This window comes from Microbacterium sp. ABR10 (assembly GCF_057812175.1).
The window spans coordinates 2,957,859-2,979,367 of sequence record NZ_CM173821.1 but is presented as its reverse complement, the minus strand read 5'-3'; the positions used below and the strand labels follow the sequence as shown (position 1 = coordinate 2,979,367).

The window sequence follows — 21,509 nt, the reverse complement described above, 5'->3', positions numbered from 1 at the left end:
ACACGGTCGAGCAGTATCGAACTCATACGAACAGTCGATCGGTGCTCATCGCGACCGTCGGCGACCGCCGAGACCCGCTCGACCCGGACCGCGGATCGGCCCGCCGGCCTTCACGCCATTCACAGCCGTGCGTCCCTAGTATTACTGCGACCTGCGGCCCCGCCGAGGTCGACGTGCTGCCGGGCCGGTGGCATCCGTCTCGGAAGGACACGAGTGAGCAAGACGACCACACCGCGCGGTCAACGCACCGCGGCCCGCCACGGGCGACTGTCGTCGCCGGGCCCCTTCGCCCAACTCTTCCGCGGACTCGCCATCGTGCTCGCCGTGCTCCTCGTCTCGGGCGGCGCCGTCTTCGCGTATGCGGCGGTCGACCTCACCCGAAGCTTCACCGCCGACGCCGTCGACCTCAAGGGTCAGCCCGCCGTGCCGCCCGACCTCGGCGAGCTGAAGGGCGGGGTCAACCTGCTGCTCGTCGGCACCGACGAGTGCGAACCCGACTTCGCCCAGCTGTTCGGCGACCGCTGCACGGGTGATGACGCCGAGGGCACCCTCAACGACGTCAACATGCTCGTGCACATCTCCGACGCCCCGCGCCGCGTCACGGTGATCTCGTTCCCGCGCGACCTCATGGTCCCGATCCCGTCCTGCACCGACCAGGACGGCAACGTCAACTCGGCGATGAGCAAGCAGCAGATCAACAGCGCCTACCTCTACGGCGGTCTGTCGTGCGTCGCCGCGACCGTCTCGGAGCTCAGCGGCCTCGAGATCCCCTTCGCCGCGAAGGTGAGCTTCGGCGGCGTCATCAACATCACGGATGCCATCGGCGGCGTCGACGTCTGCATCGCCAACGGCATCCAAGACCCCTACACCGGCATCGACTGGCCCGCCGGCATGCGCCAGGTGAAGGGCCTCGACGCCCTGCAGTTCCTCCGCACCCGCCACGGCGTCGGCGACGGCGGCGACCTGGGGCGCATCTCGAACCAGCAGCAGTACATGTCGCGTCTGGCGAACAAGCTGAAGAGCCAGGAGGTGCTGTCGAACCCCGCGACCCTCTACAAGCTCGCCTCGACGGCGCTGCGCAACGTCGACCCGTCGACGTCGTTGACGAACCCGCTGACGCTGGTGCAGATCGCCTCGGCGGTGAAGGACGTGCCGTTCAGTGACATCGTCTTCATTCAGTACCCGACCTACACCGACCCGTACGACGCCAACCGCGTGGTCCCCGACTACGACGACGCCGACACGCTGTGGGCGGCGCTCGCCGCGAACCAGCCGCTCGAGTTGTCGGGCAACCTCAGCGACGGCGACGGCGTCGTGGTCGACGAGAACGCCGCCCCGGTGCCCGCCGAGACGCCCGCACCGGCCGACACTGCGAGCCCCGAGCCCGCCGACAGCCCCTCGCCCACCCCGGTTCCGAGTTCCGAGGCGATCGTGCTGCCCGACGGCATCGCCGGTCAGACCGCGGCGCAGGCGACCTGCTCCAACGGCAACGTCCGCGAGTGATCCGCGCCCGCGCCACCCGGCATCCGGATCATGGTTCGGATGCCGGGCGGCGACCGGTTAGTATGGACGGGTGTGTTCGAGCCGCGAGGCGTCGATCACCTGGAGACGTCGCATAGTTCGGCCTAGTGCACCACCCTGCTAAGGTGGAGTCCCCTCACGGGGACCGAGGGTTCAAATCCCTCCGTCTCCGCATATAAGCACTGGCTCGAGACCCGCGGATTTCCGCGGGTTTTCTGCTTTCCGGATGACGGCCTTCCCGCCGTGGACGCTTCGCTGACGCGCCGCTACGGTGAGGGGGTGCGTGCGGTGATCTCGATGACGGGGCGGCTGATCGTCGCGCACTGGCCCGCGCTTCTCGCCTGGTATCTCGCCGGCACGCTCGGCCGGTACGTCGGCCTCGAGGTCGCAGGATTCGTCGGCGGATACACGGCTATCGGTGGCATCCTTCTGCTGCCGCTCGCGATCCTCGCGAAGATCGTCAGCGTCGTGGCGATGTTCCTCGTGCTCCGAGACGGGATGCCGCGCCTCGGCGTGCTCGCTCCACCGCCGGCGGACCGCATCAGCCGTCGCGGGGCGTTCCGCGACGCGCTGCTGTCGGCGATCCTGCCGTTCATGGCGGTCTACGCCGCGCTCGGGTTCCTGCGCGAAGACGTCGCGGCCTACCTCGACGCCGCGCTCAGCGTGAAGATCGGCCGTGACGTCATGGCGATCGTCACCGGAGCGACCGTCGACACATCGGGGGCTGTCGACCAGTTGTCGTGGGAACCCTGGACCATCGCGGTGGTGATCCTCGCGCTGGCAGGGCGGGGAGCGTGGAAGCGGTGGCAGGCGTCGCTCCCGTCGTGGACCTCGGTTCCCGCGACCTACCTCGAGGCGCTGTGGGTGTTCCTCGCGGCGTACTTCATCGGCGAGGCGCTCGGACAGGTGACCGGCTGGATCGACAGCCGTCAGGCGATCGCCTGGCTCGCCGACGCCCGGGAGTGGGTCGGCGGCTGGTTCGCACCGCTGGGCTGGGTGTGGGACGCCGTGCTCTGGCTCGGGGGGCAGGCCGGAACGATCCTGCTCGTGCCCTTGGCGTGGCTCACCGTCGCCGGCGTGATATACGGGCAGGCGGTGTCGCCGCAGGGTGTGCAATGGCGCGGTGAGCTGGTGACCCGCGCCCGCACCCGTTACGGAGTCGTGCCCCAGCGCCTGCGGCGACGGCTGAACGACATCGGGGCGGGCCTGGGCAGCCGTCTCCGGCCGATCTGGCGGGCGATCGTCCTGATGTGGCGGAGCGGGCCGATCCTCATCGGGGGGTATGTGCTCTTGTACGCTCTCCTCCTCCTCGGAGAAGGGTGGTTGCGTATCGCGATCACGCGGGCTGTGGGTCCGAACGATTTCGACACGTTCTGGCTCGTTCTCGGCCCGCTTCCCCTGATGCTCGCGCCGCTCGTCATCGAGCCCCTCCGGACCGTGCTCGTGGCCGGCGCCTACGACGCCACGATCGGAGCGTTGATCGGAGCGCCCGTCGTGTCATCCGGTCAGCCGTCGGGCGGCACTCCGGGACCGTCAGGGAAGGCGGAGGACGAGGTAGCCCGGAAGCTGGTCGGTGAGCGCGAGCTCGAGATCGAACGGTCCGGTGGCGTCGTCGGGGACGAGGTAGGGGACTTCGATCGTGAAGGGCACGGCCTCGTCTGACGGGCATGAGCTCTGGGCGTCGTAGCTCCAGTCGACGTCGGCCAGGGCGTTGATCCATCGTCGGTTCTCGCCGCCGGTCTCGCGCAGCATCGGAGAGCCGCACGACAAGATCGTCCCGCGGGGATCGACGGGCACCTCGATCACGACCGCGCGGGCACCCGCGGGGGCGTCGGACGCGGTATCCGCCGCAACGGTGCCCCAGCGCGCGGGACCCCAGGTCGCGCCGCCGAACTCGATGGTCGTATCGGGGCCGACCGTCGTGGGAAAGGCCGGATCGGCCTGATTCGCGTTCCACCACTCGTTGCCACCGACGACGACCGCGGTGGTCGGCAGAAGCACGGCGACCGCCGCCAGCGCGATGGCGTTGCGCCGCCACCACAGCGCGGTCACGGCGTCGTCCATCCGGTAGGGCTCAGTTCGACGTCGGTTTCTCGTGCCAGCGCGCCGAGGTCGATCGGAACCTCCACGAGCGAGTCAAGTCTCGTCTCATCGCTGAGGCCCAGCGTGAGCGACCCCGTGCGGTCGGCGACGGCGGCGGGCAGTTCGAACGCGAGGCTGCCCGAACGGGGGATGCCGACGGCCAACTGTTGCCTGTAGATCGACGCGGGCCGCTCGCTCGCCCGGTAGGCGACACCGTCCACGATCAGCTCCGCGTGGTGCAGGAGTGCCCCCCTCTCGTCGTCCCGAGCGGTGACGGTGACGTCGACGACCAGCCACGTGCCATCGGCGGACCACGAGCCCGCTACGGCGCGACTACCCATTCTCGGATCGGTCACCGAGACCTCGAACGCCCGTGCCACCGCGCTTTCGCCCACCGCGGTCCGCACCACGAACGGCTCCGTCGCCGCATCCTCGCCGGGGGTGATCTGCACGACTCCCCACGCGAGGGCCACGAGCCCCGCGCCGACCGCCCATACCGCCCACGGCCTCATCCGGGCGCCTCCTCGCCCGAGCCCGAGCCCGAGCCCGAGCCCGAGCCCGAGCCGGAGTGGGATCCCGAGCCGGAGTCGGCGTCGGAATCGGAGGCCGAGTCCGCCCCGGCCCCCACGTCACTGATCTCGACCGTCGTGCGGGCGCCGATCACCGGGTCGATCCAGGACTCGCCGTACGTGATGAGCTGGCCCGTGTACAGGGTGAAGTCGAGGAGGCCCACGTGCAGCACGTCGCCCGCGGCGAAGGTCGCGGGATCGACCGCCCACGTCAGCACGAGTTCCGCCGGGACGCCCGGCTGCAGATACGGCGTGAGGGTGGCATCGTCGAGCCGGGCGACCGAGTTCGCCCGGACACCGCCGAGCTCGTCCACGCTCACCGCGGCGTCCACGCCGGCATCGCCCGAGGCCGGGAGTGCGCGGTCCCACACGTTCTCAACGCTCACCACGAGCGCCAGCACCCGCTCCCCGTCCGACACCGACGTCCCCGAACCGGGCAGTTCGTCGATGAGCACGGCCCGTTCCACGGTGAGGGCGATCTGGTCGTTTCGGTGCTCCGTGCCCGCCGCGATGTCAGGAACGGGTGGGACGGCCACCGCCGACAGGCCGCCGAATGCGGCCGTGACGGTGAGGAACAGCGCCGTGAGGATGCCGGCGAACCACCCCGTCGGTACGCGGTCGGCGACCGCCAGCATGCGGGTGCGCGCCGCGCGCGTCGACCGATCGCGACGGCCGGCGGCGTCATCCGGGGGAGGGGCGCTCACGGCCACAGTGTAGAGGGGGCGCCGGGCTTCGCGTCAGCGCCGCCGCATCTCCAGCGCAGTGAGCCCCGGCATCCCGAGCCACGAGCGTCCGTCGGGGGCGTCGACGACGGTGAGCAGGACCGCGTCGCAGGTGCGGCAGCGCACCACCGTCCCCATCGCGGAGGCGTAGACCGCGGCCGTCGCGAGCAGGTCCCGCAGGCCGCAGTGCGTGCAGCGGACCTCGGATGCCGTGGCATCCCACCCGAGGAGGTCGTCGAGTCGTCCGGCCAGGGCGTTTCCGTCGAGCAGGGTCATCAGGAACCTCCGAACCTCTCCGTGCGAATGCGCGCCGCGGTGTGACCGGCGGCGAGCAACCACTGCGAGACCGCCTCGACGAACGGGGTCGGACCGCACACGAACACCCGGGGCTCGCGGTCGGCGGGGAGGACAGCGGCGCGCAGGCTCTCGGCTGTCAGTCGTCCGGGGGCGGTGGTCGAACCCGGCGGGGCGGCGCGGGTGTAGACGACGTCGAGGTGCAGGCGATCGCCGTCGAGCGCCCGCAACTCGTCGCCGAAGAACACGTCGCCGGGGGAGCGCACCGAGTACAGCAGCCGGAACGGTGCCGGATCGTTGCTCTCGGAGTGCGCGGCCGCCATCGCGTACAACGGCACGACCCCGGAACCGCCGGCGATGAGCTGCACGGGAGCGGGGTCGTCCGACGGCGTCCAGACGAAGAACGCCCCGAGGGGGCCGTGCACTTCGAGGCGATCGCCCTCGCGCAGGTCGTGGACGAGGAACGGCGAGACCTCGCCGTCGGGCACTTCGTCGACCGCGAGCACGACACGGGTGCCCTCACCCGACGAGGCCACCGAGTAGGAGCGGCTCGCCTGGTAGCCGTCGGGTGCGGTGAGGCGGACGTCGAGGTGGGACCCCGCATCGTTGCCCGGCCAGGTGGGCACGTCGAGCTCGATGCGCCGGGCCGTGGACGTCTCGGCACGCACGCGCACGACCGACGCGACGTGCCAGGATGCCGGGCGGCGGCTCACCCGTACCGTTCCTCACGCCACGGGTCGCCGCGCGGGTGGTAGCCGTTCTGCTCCCAGAACCCGGGCTTGTCGGTGGGCATCGTGATGAGCCCCTGCACCCACTTGGCGCTCTTCCAGAAGTAGAGGTGCGGCACGAGCAGGCGGGCGGGGCCGCCGTGCTCGGCGCTGAGCGGTTCGCCGTCGGCCTCGAAGGCGATCCAGCTCTTGCCGCCGAGCAGGTCGTCGAGGGCCAGGTTGGTGGTGTAGCCGCCGAAGGAGTGCACCATCGCGAAGCGGTGGGCCGTCTCGACCTCCGCGAAGATGCGGTCCAGCGACACCCCGCGCCAGGGCATGTCGAGCTTCGTCCAGTGCGTGACGCAGTGGATGTCGACGGTGACGTCCTCCACCCCGAGAGCCTCCAGCTGCGCACGATCCCACCGGTGCACGCCGTTCTCGGTGCCGACGGCGAACTCCCACGTGTCGGGTGCGACGGTGGGGGTGGGGCCGGCGGACAGCACGGGCCAGTCGGTCACCAGGCTCTGCCCGGGAGGAAGTCGCGGATCGCGCTCGCGGCGGCGGCCTCCGAAGCCGCGGGTGATGAACGACATGGCATCCCTTCGCCGGGGTCGATGCGTGGATTCACCTTAGCCATCCGTCCGGGGGCGGAACAGGGGCCGACGAGCGGAGGAGATCCGTGCGGCGGAGGACGAATGGGTCGGGATCCTTACTCCGCCGGCCGGATCTCCTCCCCTCGCCGAGGCTCCCACCCGCCGCGGCCCGGCCGAGGACCCACTAGCGTTGTCCCGCGGCGTGCACGCGCCGCATCCCTCACCCCCGGGAGAAGCGCATATGTCGGTCGGTCTGCTCGCCGTCGTCGATGACATCCTCAGCGCGGCCCTCAAGGCCAGCGCCAAGACCGCGGGTGTGGTCATCGACGATGCCGCTGTCACCCCTCAATACGTGCAGGGGCTCACGCCTGCTCGCGAGCTGCCGGTGGTGTGGAAGATCGCCCTCGGCAGCATCGTCAACAAGTTCGTCATCATCATCCCGATCGCGCTGCTGCTGACGGCCTTCGCGCCGTGGGTGCTGCCGTATCTGTTGATCATCGGTGGCGGCTTCCTCTGCTTCGAGGGAGCCGAGAAGGTTCTCGAGTGGTTCGGCGTGCACCACGGCACGCACGACGACGGCTCGCGCGATGAGAAGAAGCTCGTGCTGGGCGCGGTCCGCACCGACCTCATCCTCAGCACCGAGATCATGCTGATCGCGTTGTCCAGCCTCGATCCCGACTTCGGGATCTGGATGACGCTGGGCGCGCTACTGGTCATCGGCCTCGCGATGACGGTCGTCGTCTATGGCGCGGTGGCGCTGCTGGTCAAGCTCGACGACATGGGTCTGCGCCTGATGAAGAGCCCGTCGCGCAAGGTCCGCCGTTTCGGCGTGCGCATCGTGGCATCCATGCCCGCGGTGTTCCGCGTGATCAGCATCGTCGGGACGGTCGCCATGCTGTGGGTCGGCGGGCACCTCGTGCTGCAGAACCTCGCCGAGACGTTCTGGTCGGGCCCGTACGACCTCGTGCACGTGGTCACTCACGCCATCGAAGCGGCGGGACCGGTCGTGGTCTGGATCGTCGAGACGGCTATCTCCGCCGTCTTCGGCCTGGCGCTGGGGCTCATCATCGTGGGCGTGGTGATGGGTATCTCGCGCCTGACCCGCCGGGGCGCTCCCGCCGCCCACTGACTGCGGTGCCGGCGCCTCGCGCACGCTCGAGTCAGTCGAGCAGCGAGTGCTCGCCGAGGCGGTGCCAGCTGCGGTTGTAGTACACCAGGGCAGCGCCGGCCTCGCCGGGCTCGAGGTCGCGTTCGACGTCGACCTGCAGGGCTTGAGCGGCGATGACGGTGGAGCCGCCGGCATCCATGCGGCTGACGACCTTGCACCGCAACCACGCGCGCACACCGTGGTAGACCGGCTCGCCGGTGGCCAGGCGCGACCACGCGGAGGTGTCGGCGAAGCGGTCGAGGCCGCTGGTCGCCCCCGCACGGGCGAGCGAGATGTCCTCGGCGTCGAGCAGGTGCACGACGATCGTGTCGGCCGCGATGATCGTCGGTGTCGCCGACGACAGCGCCGACACCGAGAAGATGAGCAGCGGCGGATCGGCGCTCACCGACGACACCGACGAGGCGGTGAGGGCCACGGGGCCGTTCTCGCCGTACGCGGTGATGACCGCGATCCCGCCCGGGTGACCCCGGAACGCGCGCTTGAAGTCGTCGGCCGACACCGACGTGCCGATGGCGGGAGTGCTGTCGGGGGTCCCGTGTGCAAGCGAGCTCATACCTACGACGGTAGGCGCTCCCGGGCGAAACAGCGCGGGATGGCGCAACACGATGAAACGCGGCTCCTGCTGCGGGGTGTCGGGGTGCGGATCGATCCGCGGGCGCGGGGCGACGGCCCGGATCAGGCCGACTCGACCTCGGCGACCTTCGGCCGGGGTGTCTTGGGCGACCCGAACCGACGGGCAACCCGTCGCGCGAGGTGGTGGCTGGGCCGTTCGACGAGGCGGAAGAAGACCTCCGCCAACCCGAGCGCGACGACGATCACGATCGGCGAGAGGAACAGGGGGTTGATGGACTCGGGCAGCAGTCGACCGAACGCCACGATCATCGGCTCGTGCACGAGGTAGAGGCTGAACGACCGCGTGCCCAACCAGCGCAGCGGGCGCACGCTGAGGGCGGCGCCCAGGCCCGGCGAGAGGATGACGAGGATGACGAGGAGTGCGGCCCCGAGCACCTGCAGCACGCGGGTCGCCGGTGCGACGAGGTCGAGGACGCCCTCGATGAGCGGGAGCGCGAACACCATCCAGTAGCTGGTGATCAACAGAACGGTCAGCACGCCCAGCCAAGCGAAGACCGGCGTGGGGTTCCGCAGCCGGTCGCGGAGCGCCGTCAGCCGGTCCCATTCGAAGGCGATGAGGCAGCCGAGCGCGAAGATGGGCAGCTGGAAGAGGACGCCGAGCGCGTAGGGGCGCTCGATCGGTCCCTCGTACGCACCGACGACCAGCAGCGCCAGAACGAACGCGACCTTCAGAGCAATGCCGCGGCGCCACTTGGCGGCGAACAGGATGAACAGCGGCAGCAGGAGCGAGAAGATGATCTCCCACTTCAGCGACCACAGCACGGTGTTCGTCATCCCGGGCTGCGCCGGGACGATGAGGATCAGATCACGCAGGATGCCGAGCGGCACCGGATCCATGTGGATCTGGAGGAACCGGCTTCCCTCCACGAGGTCGGGGAGCGCGTAGATCCAGATCAACGCCACGCCCACCGAGGCCCAGACGGGGATGTAGAGCCGCACGAGGCGACTCGGGTAGTAGGCGCGCCAGTTCATCCGCGTGTGGCGGGCGGGAAGGCAGAGCACGAAGCCGCTCAGCACGAAGAACACGAAGACCGCGACCGACCCTTCCCACGGCAGGTGGAGAGGCGTGTGGGTCAGCCACCACATCGCCTCGCCGGGCGAGGTCGTGGGGCGCGGGTCGGCGAAGGGGGTGACGAAGGAGTCCGACAGCAGCAGCGAGTGCAGAAGGACGACCACCATCGCGGCGACGCCGCGGAGACCGTCAAGGCCCTCGATCCTGCGCGATCCTGCGGTCGACGGCGGCTCGGTCTTCGTGGCGTCGCTGTTCATGTGTTCTTCCCCCTGGCTGTTTCCCCGGCGTCAGCATAGGGACTCGGCGTCACGGACGTGTAACGCGCAGGTGGCCGCGCGGGTCTTCCTGCTCACATCGAACGAGAAGGACCCGGATGCCGTGGCATCCGGGCCCTTCTCCGACGGGCTCAGCGCAGCAGTGGCACAGCCCCCACCAGCACGCCGACGGCGAGCATGACGAGCGAGACGACCGTGGCGCGCCACAGCACCTTCTTGTGGTGGTCGCCGAGGTTGACGCCGGCGAGCGAGACGAGCAGCAGGATCGCCGGGACCAGCGGGCTCTGCAGATGGACGGGCTGGCCGGTGATCGAGGCGCGGGCCATCTCGACCGGAGCGATGCCGTAGTTCGCGGCGCTCTCGGCGAGCACCGGCAGGATGCCGAAGTAGAACGCGTCGTTCGACATGAAGAACGTGAACGGGATCGACAGCACGCCGGTGATGACGGCGAGGAACGGGCCCATCGACGACGGGATGACGTCGGTGATCCACGCGGCCATCGCGGTGACCATGCCGGTGCCGTTGAGCACGCCGACGAGGACTCCGGCGGCGAGCACCATCGACACGACGCCGACGATGCTGGGGGCGTGGGCGACGATCTCGTCGGCCTGGCCGCGCAGCTTCGGGAAGTTCACGATGAGGGCGAGGGCCGCACCGACCATGAAGACGAACGCCAGCGGGAAGATGTCCATCACCAGCAGCACCATGACCGCGACGGTGAGCGCCAGGTTGAACCAGATGAGCTTCGGGCGCAGCGTCGCGCGGTTGGGGTCGAGCATCGTGTCGGCCATCGCGGTGTCGGCGACGTCCACGAGCTGCGGGGCGGCGACGGCGTCGCGACCGCCACGGACCGTCACGACGTTGCCGGTGCGCAGCGATGCCACGGCGCCGGGCTTGGGCTCCGCGCCACGCACGAGGGCCGGTCCGCCGAGGCGACCGAAGACACCGGGGGTGCCGAACTTCGAGGTGTCGACGGACCCTGCCAGGCGCTTTCGCTCGGAGAGCCCCAGGAACCAGGCGAAGGTGAGCGCGACGATCAGGCCGGCGAGAAGCGAGGGGATCATCGGCACGAACACATCGGTGGGCTGCAGTCCCAGCGCTGTCGCGGCGCGGATGGTCGGGCCGCCCCACGGCACGATGTTGAGCGTGCCGTTCATCAGGCCCGCGACGCAGGTGAGCACGACAGGGCTCATGCCCAGGCGCAGGTACAGCGGCAGCATGGCCGAGGTGGTGATGATGAAGGTGGTTGAGCCGTCGCCGTCGAGCGACACGGCGCCGGCGAGGATCGCGGTACCCAGCACGATCTTCGCCGGGTCGTCGCCGAGGAAGCGCGTGATCACGCGGATAAGCGGGTCGAACAGGCCGACGTCGATCATGATGCCGAAGTACATGATCGCGAAGAGCAGCAGCGCGGCGGTCGGCGCCATCTTGCCGATCGCGTCGATCACCATGTCGCCGAGGCCGAAGCCCGCGCCGGCGATGAGGCCGAAGACCGTCGGGACGACGATGAGGGCGACCATGGGGGTCATGCGCCGCGTCATGATCAGGGCCATGAACGACAGGACCATGAGGAAGCCGAGGGCCACGAGCACCCCGTCGGCGGGCGTGTAGGCCACCGGGTACTCGGCCGTTTCAGCCGCAAGGATCAGGGGGGTCATCGCGACTCCTTCGTCGGGACGGGCGCGGCTCTCGCGCTCTCGATGCGGTGACACTACGGATGCGGACCCTCTCGGCGCGCGCTTGCTCGCATTGCGCGGGGTTTTGCGCGTACCGTGAGTTCTGCGCATTTCGCGCACGGGTCATCCCGTTCGAAGGAGAGGTGCGCCATGCGGTTCGCCACGCGGATGCTGGTCGTGCAGGTCGCCACCCAGGTCGCCGTCGTCGCCGTGTGCACCGCCGTCTTCGCCGGGCTCGGGGTGCAGCAGCTCAAGGCCGAGGCCGACTCGTCGGCCCTGAACATCGCGAGATCCGTCGCGGAGTCGCCCCAGGTGCGCGACCTCGTCTCCGAGTTCTCCGCCGACCCCGGGACCCCGGATGCCACGACCCTGCGTGACGGCGTGCTCCAGCGATACGCCGCCGACGTCACCGACCGCACGGAGGGCCTGTTCGTGGTCATCACCGACGATCACGGCATCCGTCTCGCCCATCCGGATCCCGATCGCCTCGGCCAGGTCGTCAGTACGAGCTTCGCCGACGCGCTCGCGGGCCGGGAGGTCGTGACGTGGGAGGTCGGGACGCTGGGGGAGTCGGCCCGGGCGAAGGTTCCCGTCTACCCGCCCGACGGCGGTGCTCCGGTGGGCGAGGTGAGCGTCGGCTTCGAGCGGGCGAGCGTCTTCGACGACCTGCCCACCCTGATCGCCGGTATCGCCGTCGCGGTGCTGCTCGCCGTCGCCATCGGTGCGCTCGTCGCGTTGCTGATGCGTCGCCGTCTCGAGCGGCTCACGCTCGGCGTGCAGCCCGAGGAGCTCGCCGCCCTCGTGCAGACCCAGACCGCCGTGCTCGAGAGCGCCGACGAGGGGGTCCTCGCTGTCGACGACGCGGGGGTCGTGCGCGTATGCACCGCCGCCGCCGAGCGTCTGCTCGGAATCACGGACGCCGTCGGCCGACCCCTCGCCGACCTCGCTCTCGCGCCGGTCGTCGCCGCGGCGCTGGCCGGAGCGGGGGCGAGTACGGGGCTGCCCGTGGGCGACCGCGTGGTCTTCATCGACGTCCGCCCGGTGCGCCGGGGTTCTCGCGCGCTCGGCCGCGTGGCGGTGCTGCGCGACCGCACGGACGTGGCCGCGCTGTCGGGCAGGCTCGACAGCGTGCGGGCGATGGGCGACGCGCTGCGGGTGCAGCGCCACGAGAACGCCAATCGCCTCCACGCCGCGGTCGGACTCCTCGACGCCGCCCGCGCAGACGAGGCCCGCGCCTTCCTCGCCGACCTCGTCGATCGCGGCTCGGTCGACTGGGCGGTGCCCGGCATCGAGCTCGTCGGCGACGCCATGCTCCAGTCGTTCGTGGGAGCCAAGGCGCTCGCCGCCCGTGAGCGCGGAGTGGCTCTGCGCATCTCCGACGACACGTTCCTCCGCGGCACCGTCGACGACGTCGAAGACGTGGTGGCCGTTCTCGGCAACCTCGTCGACAACGCCGTCGCCGCCACGGCATCCGCTCCCGAGCCGCGCGAGGTCGAAGTGGCGGTACTCGGTGACGGTGACGCCGTCGTGCTGACCGTGGCCGACACCGGTGGGGGGATCGCCGACGTCGATGCCGTCTTCGCCGCTCGCGACCGCTCCGACGATCCCGCCGCGGTGCACGGCCTCGGTATCGGCCTGCCCCTCTCGCGCGAGTTCGCGCGACGCCGCGGCGGAGACGTGTGGATCGTCGACCCCGGCGGCGACGGACGTGGGGCCGTCGTGGCCGCGCGCCTCCCGGGGGTTTTGCGCGGCACCGATCACGGCCCCGCATCGAGAGAGGAAGACGCCGAATGACCGACATCCGTGTGCTCGTCGTCGATGATGACTTCCGCGTCGCCGGGCTCCACCGCGACGCCGTGGCGACCCGCCCGGGTTTCGTCGCGCTCGAGCCCGCGCGCACGATCGGCGAGGCCCGCACAGCCCTCTCCACGCACAGCCCCGACCTTCTGCTCGCCGACGTGTACCTGCCCGACGGTGACGGGGTGGAACTCGTGCGCTCGGCGGGCGTCGACGCCTTCGTGCTGTCGGCGGCGACGGATGCCGCGACCGTCCGCCGCGCCTTCACCGCCGGCGCCCTCGCCTACCTCGTGAAGCCCTTCGACACGCGCGTGCTCGCGGAGCGGCTCGACCGCTACGCCCGCTATCGCAACCTCCTCGCCAGTACTCGGCCCCTGACGCAGGACGACATCGACCGGGCGGCGTCCGTCATGCGCGGGGAGCGCGAAGGGCCCTCGCTGGCCCGCTCGGCGACCGAGCAGACGGTGCTGGCGGCGCTCGGCGCCGAAGAGGCTTCGGCGTCAGAGGTGGCCGAGCGTACCGGCGTCTCGCGTGCGACCGCGCAGCGTCACCTGACGACGCTGGCGGAGCGGGGCCTGGTGCAGGTGAGTCTGCGGTACGGCGCGACCGGGCGCCCCGAGCACCGCTTCCGCGCCGGCGCCTGAGCCATCCTGTCCCCGCGCCGTCGTCTCTGTCCGCCGAAGTTCAGGCTTCCAGCACCGCCCACCCGCGCGGGCCCAGCTCGATCCGCCCGTCGACCGGTGCGCCCTCCCCGGCCACCAGCCCCCGCCCGTCGGCGACAGGCAGCGACACGGGCTTCTCGCCGATGTTCAACGCCACCACCACCGCGTCGTCGCCCACCGCCGTGCGCAGCGAGACCGCGGTGTTCGACACCTCGATGACGTCGGTGTGTGCGCGCCAGAGCCAGGGCTTCCGCCGCCGCAGAGCGATCAGCGCCTGGTGGGCCTGCAGGATGCGTTGATCGGGCTTGATCTCGCCGGGGTGGGCGGGGAAGGCCGGTCGCACGGCGTCATCACCGCCCAGTCGCTCCTCCTTGACACCCGTCCAGCCGAACTCGTCGCCGGCGTACACCGAGGGTGTACCGGCCACGGCGAACAGCACCGCGAGAGCGTGCGGCACGAGGTCGACGCCCACTGCCGAGGCGATGCGGGTGACGTCGTGGTTGCCGACGAAGGTCTGCGGCACGAATGTCGCGAGCAGCGCGTCGTGTCGCTCGATGGCGTGGCTCAATTCGAAGAGGTTGCGGTCGCTCAGGCCATGCCAGATGCCCTGCCACAGCTCGTACTGCGTGAGGGAGTCCATGCTCGACGTGCGGACGATCTCGACCGCGTCCCCATGGATCACCTCGCCGAGGAACCACGCGTCGGGGAAGCGCTCGCGTACCCTCGGCAGCACCTCGGCCCAGAACGACGACGGCACCGCGTACGCGGCATCCAACCGCCATCCGTCGATCCCGCGGTCGAGCCAGTGGCACATTACGTCGACGACGAGGTCGACCGCGGCGGGAGAGGAGTGATCGAGCGCGACGAGGGCGTCGTGACCCTCGAACACGTCGGCCTCGAACCGCCCGTCGGTCCATCGTCCCCGGAACAGGTGCGGCCCGTCCTCGGTGAGCGCGTCGAACGCCGGATGCCCCCGCCCCACGTGGTTGAAGACGCCGTCGAGCAGGATCCGGATGCCGCGCTCCCGCGCCGCGGCGACCAGCCGCGCGAAGTCCCCGTCGTCGCCCAGACGCGGGTCGATGCGGAAGTGGTCGACGGTGTCGTAGCCGTGGGTCTCGGAGGCGAAGACGGGCCCGAGCAGCAGACCGTTGAGCCCGAGCGAGATGACGTGGTCGAGCCACGGCTCGAGGCGTTCGAGACGGTGCACGGGCTCGGCATCCGGATCGACGCCGTCGCGGATCGGCGCTCCGACGAAGCCCAGCGGGTAGACGTGCCACCAGATGACGTGTTCGGGCCAGTCGGTCATGCGTGCTCCTTCGGGCGGCGGTAGGGGTGCCGGATCGGTTCGACGCTATCGGCGTCGTCTCTTCGCCCCGCCGGGGTTGCGTCCCCGTCACCGCGGCCCGAAGCGCGGCGTCATCCCGACACGTCGCACGGCGGGACCCTCACGCCCGCGCCCGGTCCTCCGGCAGAGCGAAAGCGGCGAGATCCAGCGCGCGGGTGCGCGCGGCTTCGACCGCGGCGGCCACCGCCCCGATCGAGACGATGTCGGCCCCGAGCGTCGAGGCGACGATCGTCGGCGGCGGGAGGTGCAACGAGTCGGGGATCGCGTCGATCGCGGCCGCGATGATCGGTCCTGCACCGGCGGCGATCGCGCCCGACACCACGACGCGCTCCACGTCGAACAGGCTGCCGAACACCGCCGCGACCCCCGCGAGCGCCCCACCGACCTCGCGTGCGACCGCGAGGGCTCCGGCGTCGCCCGCGGCTGCCAGATCCAGCACGGTCTTGGCTTCGATGGACTCCGGGTCGACGTCGCGAAGCGCACTGTCTGACGGCAGCGAACCGGATGCCAGGGCGGCGCGCGCCGCGTCGACGCACCGCGGTGCGAGTCCCCAGGCGCTGCCGACACCCTCCACGCGGTCGAAGGCGACCGTCTCGCCGGCTCCGCCGTGCGTGCCGCGGAGCAGACGACCGTCGACGCTGATTCCGGCGCCGAATCGTTCCCCGGCCAGCAGCGCGACGAAGTCGTCGCAGCCCACGGCGGCACCGTGCGAACGCTCGGCGACGGCGGCGAGGGTGGCGTCGTTCTCGACGCGCACCAACGGCGCCCAGGCGGCGAAGGTGTCGACGAAGTCCGGGTTCATTCGGGCCCAGAACCCGTCGTGGTGCACCGGCGACCGGCCCGCCCTGTTCACGGGGGCGGGCACCCCGACGCACAGGGCGACGATTTCGCCGCGCGTGCGTCGTGCGCGGGTGAGGGCGGCGTCCACCGTTGCTTCCGCTGCCCGCCGGCGCCTGTCGGGGGCGTCGAGCTCGGGGTCGACGGTCAGTCGCGAGGTGCCGAGGGTGCGGCCACGCAGGTCGGCCACCGACGCGGAGAGGTGTCCGCGACCGGCGTCGACGCCGACCACGACCCCGGCTTCCGGGCGGAAGGCGAAGCGGCGAGCCGGGCGGCCCTTGGAGTACTCGCCGACCGCGCGGGCGTTCGGCATCTCGGCGAGGAGTCCGCGGGCGGATAGCTCGTCGAGCACATCGATCGCCGTCGACCGGGTCAGGCCTACGGCGGCGATCACGTCGCTGGCGGTGAACGCCTCGGCGTCCCAGGCGTGGCCGAGCACCGTGTCGAGGTTGTGGCGGCGCAGCGACGGCGTCGTCGTGGTGGCATCCATCGTCACTCTTGACCCCTTTCGCTTCCGATGCAATACTGCCTGCACGACATTGATTTGGCGAGTAGATTTACTGGCTGATACAACATATTCGCAGTGCGGCGGAGGAGGCAGAAGGTGTCGACGAAGATCAGGGCGAGGCGACGATGGGTCGCGGCGACCACCGTGGGGGTGCTCGGGGCGGCGATGCTCGCCGGGTGCTCGACCGATGGACGCGAGACCATCCGGTTCACCTTCAGCAAGCGTGAGGCGCTGTCGTTCATGAACGACGTCGTCGCCGAGTACAACGCGTCGCAGGACCGCGTGCGCGTCGAGATGGACAGCTCGGGTGTCGACGTGGTCTCGGCGAGCTTCGTGCGCGGCAATCCGCCCGACATCATGCTGGCGAACTACAACTACGAAGTCGCCCGCTTCGTGCAGCGCTGCGCACTGAGCGACCTCAGCGGCACCGAGGCGGCGGGCACCGTGCGCGAGGACCTGCAGCCGCTGCTCGATCAGTACGGCTCGTGCGAGGGGCGCACGAGCGCGCTGCCGTACTCGGTGATGGCCGCGTCGGTGATCTACAACAAGCAGATCTTCGAGCAGCTGGGCCTCTCCGTTCCGACGACCTACGACGAGCTGCTCCAGGTCTCCGACACGCTCAAGGCCAACGGTGTCACGCCGTTCTACGGCACGTTCAAAGACGACTGGACCGTGGCCCAGGGCTGGTACGACTACTCCGTCGGGGGCTCTCTCGACGTGCTCGACTTCTTCGACGGCCTCGCCGCAGAGGGCGCCGAGGTGGGGCCCGAGTCGCAGGTCTCGTTCGCCAAGGATTTCACCGAGCCGATGGACCGCATGCTCGAGCTCGCACGGGACTACACGAACCCGGATGCCGAGAGCCGGGCCTACGGCGACGGCAACCTCGCCTTCGCGCAGGGTGAGGCGGCGATGTACTTACAGGGCCCCTGGGCGCTCGGCGAGATCGCGAAGACCGCGCCCGACCTCCCCGTCGGCACCTTCCCACTGCCCATGACCGACGACCCCGACGACCTCGCGGTGCGCGTGAACATGGACCTCGCGGCGATCATCCCCGAAGCTTCCCGGCACAAGGATGCCGCGCGCGACTTCCTGGAGTACCTGTACACGCCCGAGATCATCGAGGCCTACAACGAGTCCCAGCTCGGCTTCGCGCCGACGAAGGACGCGCCCTCGCCGAGCGACCCGCGCGTCGCCGGGATGATCCCCTACTACGACGAGGGGCGCATCTACCAGGGCGCCTCGGTGCTCGTCCCCAAGACCATCCCCACCTTCAACTACGCGCAGGCGATGATCTTCGGCGCCTCGCCCGAGAGCACGCTGCGCACCATGGACGAGGACTGGTCGCGGCTCGCCTTCCGCCAGCCGCCGGCCTCGACCACCGACGCAGCCGTCGAGGAGGACGCGCGATGAGCACCACCACCACGATCGTCACGGGCGGGAAGGCGGCCGCGCGTCGCAGCACCCGCCGCGTGGAGCCGATCTACTACCTGTTCCTGCTGCCGACGCTCGTGTTGTTCACCCTGGCGATCACGGTGCCGGGGATCATCGGCATCTTCTTCAGCTTCACCGACTCCATCGGTCTCGGCGAGTGGAACTTCACCGGCCTGACGAACTACATCGCGATCTTCAGCGACCCGGCGATCCTGCAGGCCTATCTGTTCACATTCGGCTTCTCGGTGGCGACGGTCCTCGTCGTCAACGTCGCCGCGTTCCTGCTGGCGGTGGGCCTCACCTCCCAGATCCGGTTCAAGAAGGCGCTGCGCACGGTCTTCGTCATCCCGATGGTGATCTCGGGCATCATCATCGCCTACGTCTTCAACTTCCTCTTCAGCAACTCGGTGCCCGAGGCCGGAGCGTCGCTCGGCATCCCGTGGCTCGAGACGAGCCTTCTGGCCAACCCCGATCTCGCGTGGGTCGCGATCGTCATCGTCACCGCGTGGCAGGCGATTCCCGGCACGCTGCTCATCTACATCGCGGGGCTGCTGTCGGTCCCCGGCGACGTGTACGAGGCCGCCGGCCTCGACGGGGCCAGCAAGACCCAGCAGCTGCTGCGCATCACCCTGCCGCTCGTGGCCGGGTACGTCGTCATCAACATCATCCTGGGCTTCAAGGGCTTCTTGAACGCCTACGACATCATCGTGGGCCTCACCGGCGGTGGCCCCGGCACCGCGACCCGCAGCGTCGCGATGTCGATCATCCTCGGCTTCAACGGCGGCGATTACGCCTACCAGATGGCGAACGCGGCGCTGTTCTTCATCGTCGCCATCGTGATCTCGCTCCTCCAGCTCTCCCTCACCCGGGGAAGGAACACCCTGTCATGACCGCTCTCAACCAGCCCGCGCTCGCGTTCGAGCAGGCAGAACTCGCCGTCCCCGGCCGCCAGGGCACGAACGGCCGGGGCGACGGCCCCTCGCGGCGACGCGTGCGTCGCGTCGGCATGGAACGCATCAACTGGTCGACGACGACCATCCTGGTGCTCTGCTCCCTCACGGTGCTCCTGCCGCTGTACGTCACCGTCTCGATGGCGCTCAAGAGCGGCACGCAGGTCGTCGACGGCAATGCCTTCTCGTTCCCCTCTCCGATCAGCTTCGACGGGTTCGTCCAGGCGTGGACGCTGACGAGGTTCCCGGTGGGTCTCGCGATCTCCCTTCTGGTCACGGCCGGAACGGTCGTGGCGACGATCATCCTGGCGGCCTTCGCCTCGTATGCCATCGCTCGCAACTGGGATCGCAAGCTCTTCCGCTACTCGTTCTTCTACCTGCTCGCGGCCATGTTCATCCCGTTCCCCGTGGTGGCCCTGCCGCAGATCCAGCTGACCGGGCGGGTGGGGCTCGACAACCCCGTGGGCGTGATCATCCTCGCCACCATGTTCCAGTTGAGCTTCAGCGTGCTGCTGTTCACGGCGTTCCTGCGCTCGATCCCGCTCGAACTCGAAGAGAGCGCGCGCATCGACGGCGCGACCACCTGGCAGACCTTCTGGCAGCTGATCTTCCCGCTGCTGGCTCCGATGAGCGCGACGGTCGGCATCTTCGCGTTCCTCTATGCCTGGAACGACTTCATGATGCCCTCGCTCATCATCAGCGACCCGGCTCTGCAGACCCTTCCGGTGCGACAGAACCTCTTCCAGACGCAGTTCAGCAACAACTACAACGTCGCCTTCGCCTCCTACCTCATGGCCATGGCCCCCGCGATCGTCGCCTACCTGTTCACCCAGCGATGGGTGATGGCCGGCGTCACGCAGGGCGCCATCAAGGGCTGAGCAACCATCCCCTCGAAAGGAACAACCGTGACCACCGCCGCACCCTCCGTGCAGACCCGCGAACTCAGTGCCGCCCCCGACTGGTGGCGCCAGGCCGTGGTGTACCAGGTGTATCCCCGCAGCTTCGCCGACACCGACGGCGACGGCCTGGGCGACATCCGCGGGATCACCTCGCGCGTGCCGTACCTGGCGGAGCTGGGGGTGGATGCCATCTGGCTCAGCCCCTTCTACCCCTCCGACCTCGCCGATGGCGGGTACGACGTCGCCGACTACCGCGACGTCGACCCGCGGCTGGGGACACTGGCCGACATGGACGAGCTCATCGCGCAGCTGCACGCCCACGGCATCCGTGTCGTCGTCGACATCGTGCCCAACCACACCTCCGACAAGCACGCCTGGTTCCAGGAGGCGCTGGCCGCCGGTCGCGGCTCCGCGGCCCGCGGGCGCTACATCTTCCGCGAGGGCACCGGACCGGACGGTGCCGAGCCGCCCACCGACTGGGTCTCGGTGTTCGGCGGAGCGGGCTGGGAGCGCGTCGACGACGGGCAGTGGTACTTCCACAACTTCGACGTGTCGCAGCCCGATCTCGACTGGACCAACCCGGAGGTGCGCGCGGACTTCGTCAAGACTCTGCGCTTCTGGAGCGACCGGGGCGTCGACGGGTTCCGCATCGACGTCGCCCACATGCTCACGAAAGACCTGACGGAGCCGTTGCCCTCGCAGGCGAAGCTCGACGCGATGCCGCAGGACGGCAACCACCCCCTCATCGATCGTGACGACGTGCACGAGGTCTACGCCGAGTGGCGCGCGGTGTTCAACTCCTACGACCCGCCGCGCACGGCTGTCGCCGAGGCGTGGGTGCACCCCTCCCGCGTGCCGCTGTACGCGAGCATCGAGAGCCTGGGACAGGCGTTCAACTTCGACCTCCTCGAGGCCGACTTCGACGCGGGCCAGTTCCGTCGCATCGTCGCCGACAACCTCGAACTCGCCGCGCAGTCCGGCTCGTCGACCACGTGGGTGCTCTCCAACCACGACGTCGTGCGTCACGCCACGCGTTACGGGCTCCCGGATGCCGAGCGCGGCGACGACGGGCGTCCCACGCGCAAACACGGCAATGAGTGGTTGCTCTCCGGGGGGCGGACGCCGGTGCTCGACACGGCGCGCGGTGAGCGCCGGGCACGGGCGGCGGCGCTGTTCGTGCTGGGCCTGCCCGGCTCGGCGTACCTGTACCAGGGGGAGGAGCTGGGCCTTCACGAGGTCGCCGAGATCCCCGACGAGCAGCGTCAGGACCCGACGTTCTTCCGCAGCCCCGGCGTCGACCTCGGTCGCGACGGATGCCGCGTACCCCTGCCGTGGAGCGACGAGGGCCCCGCGTTCGGCTTCGGTTCGGGGGGCGCCCACCTCCCGCAGCCGGAGTGGTTCGGTGCATACGCCGTCGACCGCCAAGACGGCGACCCGGCGTCGACGCTGTCGCTCTACCGCCGCGCTCTCGACCTGCGGCACGCGCTGCAGACCGACGAGCAGCTGCAGTGGGTCGACGCCGACCGTGACGACGTGGTGGCCTTCGCGCGTCCGAACGGGTGGACCGTCGTGACGAACTTCGGCACCGAGTCGGTCGCGCTCCCCGCGGGCGAGGTGCTGCTGTCGAGCACCGAGCTCGAGGGCGATGCCCTCCCCGCCGAGACGACGGTCTGGCTGCGTCGCGCCTGACCCGCCGCCCGCCCCGCCGCGGAAGCCCCGGTGCCGTGTGCGCCGGGGCTTTCGCGCGCCCGCGACCGCCGCGAAAGCGGGGTCGAGTGTCCACGACACGCCGGTCGGTTCGCGGAGGTCCGGCGTGTCTTGGACGCTC

The 21,509-nt window shown here is 70.2% G+C and carries 19 protein-coding genes and 1 tRNA gene; 10 read left to right on the top strand and 10 right to left on the bottom strand.

What is annotated here, in order from left to right:
- The first annotated feature begins 213 nt into the window (after positions 1–213).
- The 3 genes from ACXKZF_RS13885 to ACXKZF_RS13875 all read left to right on the top strand — a co-directional run bounded on the left by ACXKZF_RS13885 (position 214) and on the right by ACXKZF_RS13875 (position 3,183).
- Positions 214–1,503, top strand: coding sequence for an LCP family protein (locus ACXKZF_RS13885; RefSeq protein WP_488984583.1), 1,290 nt, complete (start codon positions 214–216; stop codon positions 1,501–1,503).
- Positions 1,504–1,604: 101 nt separating this feature from the next.
- Positions 1,605–1,693 (top strand) — tRNA-Ser (locus ACXKZF_RS13880).
- A 107-nt stretch (positions 1,694–1,800) separates the two neighbouring features.
- On the top strand, positions 1,801–3,183 hold the full coding sequence (locus ACXKZF_RS13875; protein ID WP_488984582.1) for a hypothetical protein: 1,383 nt from the start codon (positions 1,801–1,803) through the stop codon (positions 3,181–3,183).
- Between the two features lie 386 nt (positions 3,184–3,569).
- On the opposite strand, the gene ACXKZF_RS13870 is transcribed toward ACXKZF_RS13875, so the two are convergent.
- Genes ACXKZF_RS13870 through ACXKZF_RS13850 form a run of 5 tightly spaced genes read right to left on the bottom strand, consistent with a single transcriptional unit; the run spans position 3,570 to position 6,488 of the window.
- The gene (locus ACXKZF_RS13870; RefSeq protein ID WP_488984581.1) at positions 3,570–4,115 is read right to left on the bottom strand and encodes a hypothetical protein; all 546 of its coding nucleotides are present in this window, start codon (positions 4,113–4,115) and stop codon (positions 3,570–3,572) included.
- A complete protein-coding gene (locus ACXKZF_RS13865) occupies positions 4,112–4,876 on the bottom strand; it encodes a hypothetical protein (RefSeq protein ID WP_488984580.1) in 765 nt (254 codons plus the stop codon). The genes ACXKZF_RS13870 and ACXKZF_RS13865 overlap by 4 nt, the downstream gene beginning before the upstream one ends.
- Positions 4,877–4,909: 33 nt before the next feature.
- Positions 4,910–5,170 carry a DUF6510 family protein gene (locus ACXKZF_RS13860; RefSeq protein WP_243223561.1) on the bottom strand — a complete coding sequence of 87 codons (261 nt, stop codon included), beginning with the start codon at positions 5,168–5,170 and terminating at the stop codon, positions 4,910–4,912.
- Complete coding sequence (locus ACXKZF_RS13855) at positions 5,170–5,901, bottom strand: FAD-binding oxidoreductase (RefSeq protein WP_488984579.1); 732 nt, start codon at positions 5,899–5,901, stop codon at positions 5,170–5,172. Before ACXKZF_RS13855 ends, ACXKZF_RS13860 begins: the two co-directional genes overlap by 1 nt.
- Positions 5,898–6,488 carry a molybdopterin-dependent oxidoreductase gene (locus tag ACXKZF_RS13850; protein ID WP_055951216.1) on the bottom strand — a complete coding sequence of 197 codons (591 nt, stop codon included), beginning with the start codon at positions 6,486–6,488 and terminating at the stop codon, positions 5,898–5,900. The genes ACXKZF_RS13855 and ACXKZF_RS13850 overlap by 4 nt, the downstream gene beginning before the upstream one ends.
- A gap of 241 nt (positions 6,489–6,729) precedes the next feature.
- Here ACXKZF_RS13850 and ACXKZF_RS13845 point away from each other — a divergent pair, with 241 nt between their 5' ends.
- Positions 6,730–7,617 (top strand): DUF808 domain-containing protein, encoded by an 888-nt coding sequence (locus ACXKZF_RS13845; RefSeq protein WP_488984578.1) that lies wholly within the window; start codon positions 6,730–6,732, stop codon positions 7,615–7,617.
- A gap of 31 nt (positions 7,618–7,648) precedes the next feature.
- On the opposite strand, the gene ACXKZF_RS13840 is transcribed toward ACXKZF_RS13845, so the two are convergent.
- From ACXKZF_RS13840 to ACXKZF_RS13830, 3 genes are all read right to left on the bottom strand, one after another.
- On the bottom strand, positions 7,649–8,209 hold the full coding sequence (locus tag ACXKZF_RS13840) for a flavin reductase family protein (RefSeq protein WP_055951210.1): 561 nt from the start codon (positions 8,207–8,209) through the stop codon (positions 7,649–7,651).
- A 122-nt stretch (positions 8,210–8,331) separates the two neighbouring features.
- Complete coding sequence (locus ACXKZF_RS13835; RefSeq protein ID WP_488984577.1) at positions 8,332–9,558, bottom strand: acyltransferase family protein; 1,227 nt, start codon at positions 9,556–9,558, stop codon at positions 8,332–8,334.
- A gap of 149 nt (positions 9,559–9,707) precedes the next feature.
- Positions 9,708–11,234 carry a CitMHS family transporter gene (locus tag ACXKZF_RS13830; RefSeq protein ID WP_488984576.1) on the bottom strand — a complete coding sequence of 509 codons (1,527 nt, stop codon included), beginning with the start codon at positions 11,232–11,234 and terminating at the stop codon, positions 9,708–9,710.
- Positions 11,235–11,402: 168 nt separating this feature from the next.
- On the opposite strand from ACXKZF_RS13830, the gene ACXKZF_RS13825 reads away from it, so the two are divergent.
- Both ACXKZF_RS13825 and ACXKZF_RS13820 read left to right on the top strand, forming a co-directional pair.
- On the top strand, positions 11,403–13,046 hold the full coding sequence (locus tag ACXKZF_RS13825) for a sensor histidine kinase (protein WP_488984575.1): 1,644 nt from the start codon (positions 11,403–11,405) through the stop codon (positions 13,044–13,046).
- Entirely contained in the window at positions 13,043–13,693 is a 651-nt protein-coding gene (locus tag ACXKZF_RS13820; protein ID WP_488984574.1) for a response regulator, read from the top strand. Before ACXKZF_RS13825 ends, ACXKZF_RS13820 begins: the two co-directional genes overlap by 4 nt.
- A gap of 40 nt (positions 13,694–13,733) precedes the next feature.
- Here the strand turns inward: ACXKZF_RS13820 and ACXKZF_RS13815 are convergent, their stop codons facing one another.
- Together ACXKZF_RS13815 and ACXKZF_RS13810 are read right to left on the bottom strand one after the other, a co-directional pair.
- Positions 13,734–15,017 (bottom strand): alpha-amylase family protein, encoded by a 1,284-nt coding sequence (locus ACXKZF_RS13815; RefSeq protein ID WP_488984573.1) that lies wholly within the window; start codon positions 15,015–15,017, stop codon positions 13,734–13,736.
- 139 nt (positions 15,018–15,156) lie between these two features.
- On the bottom strand, positions 15,157–16,383 hold the full coding sequence (locus ACXKZF_RS13810; protein WP_488984572.1) for an ROK family protein: 1,227 nt from the start codon (positions 16,381–16,383) through the stop codon (positions 15,157–15,159).
- Between the two features lie 114 nt (positions 16,384–16,497).
- Here ACXKZF_RS13810 and ACXKZF_RS13805 point away from each other — a divergent pair, with 114 nt between their 5' ends.
- From ACXKZF_RS13805 to ACXKZF_RS13790, 4 genes are all read left to right on the top strand, one after another.
- Positions 16,498–17,811, top strand: coding sequence for an ABC transporter substrate-binding protein (locus tag ACXKZF_RS13805; RefSeq protein WP_243223552.1), 1,314 nt, complete (start codon positions 16,498–16,500; stop codon positions 17,809–17,811).
- On the top strand, positions 17,808–18,722 hold the full coding sequence (locus ACXKZF_RS13800) for a carbohydrate ABC transporter permease (RefSeq protein ID WP_055951190.1): 915 nt from the start codon (positions 17,808–17,810) through the stop codon (positions 18,720–18,722). Before ACXKZF_RS13805 ends, ACXKZF_RS13800 begins: the two co-directional genes overlap by 4 nt.
- Positions 18,723–18,838: 116 nt before the next feature.
- On the top strand, positions 18,839–19,660 hold the full coding sequence (locus ACXKZF_RS13795; protein ID WP_055953213.1) for a carbohydrate ABC transporter permease: 822 nt from the start codon (positions 18,839–18,841) through the stop codon (positions 19,658–19,660).
- Between the two features lie 27 nt (positions 19,661–19,687).
- Positions 19,688–21,370, top strand: coding sequence for a glycoside hydrolase family 13 protein (locus tag ACXKZF_RS13790; protein ID WP_488984571.1), 1,683 nt, complete (start codon positions 19,688–19,690; stop codon positions 21,368–21,370).
- Positions 21,371–21,509 lie beyond the last annotated feature (139 nt).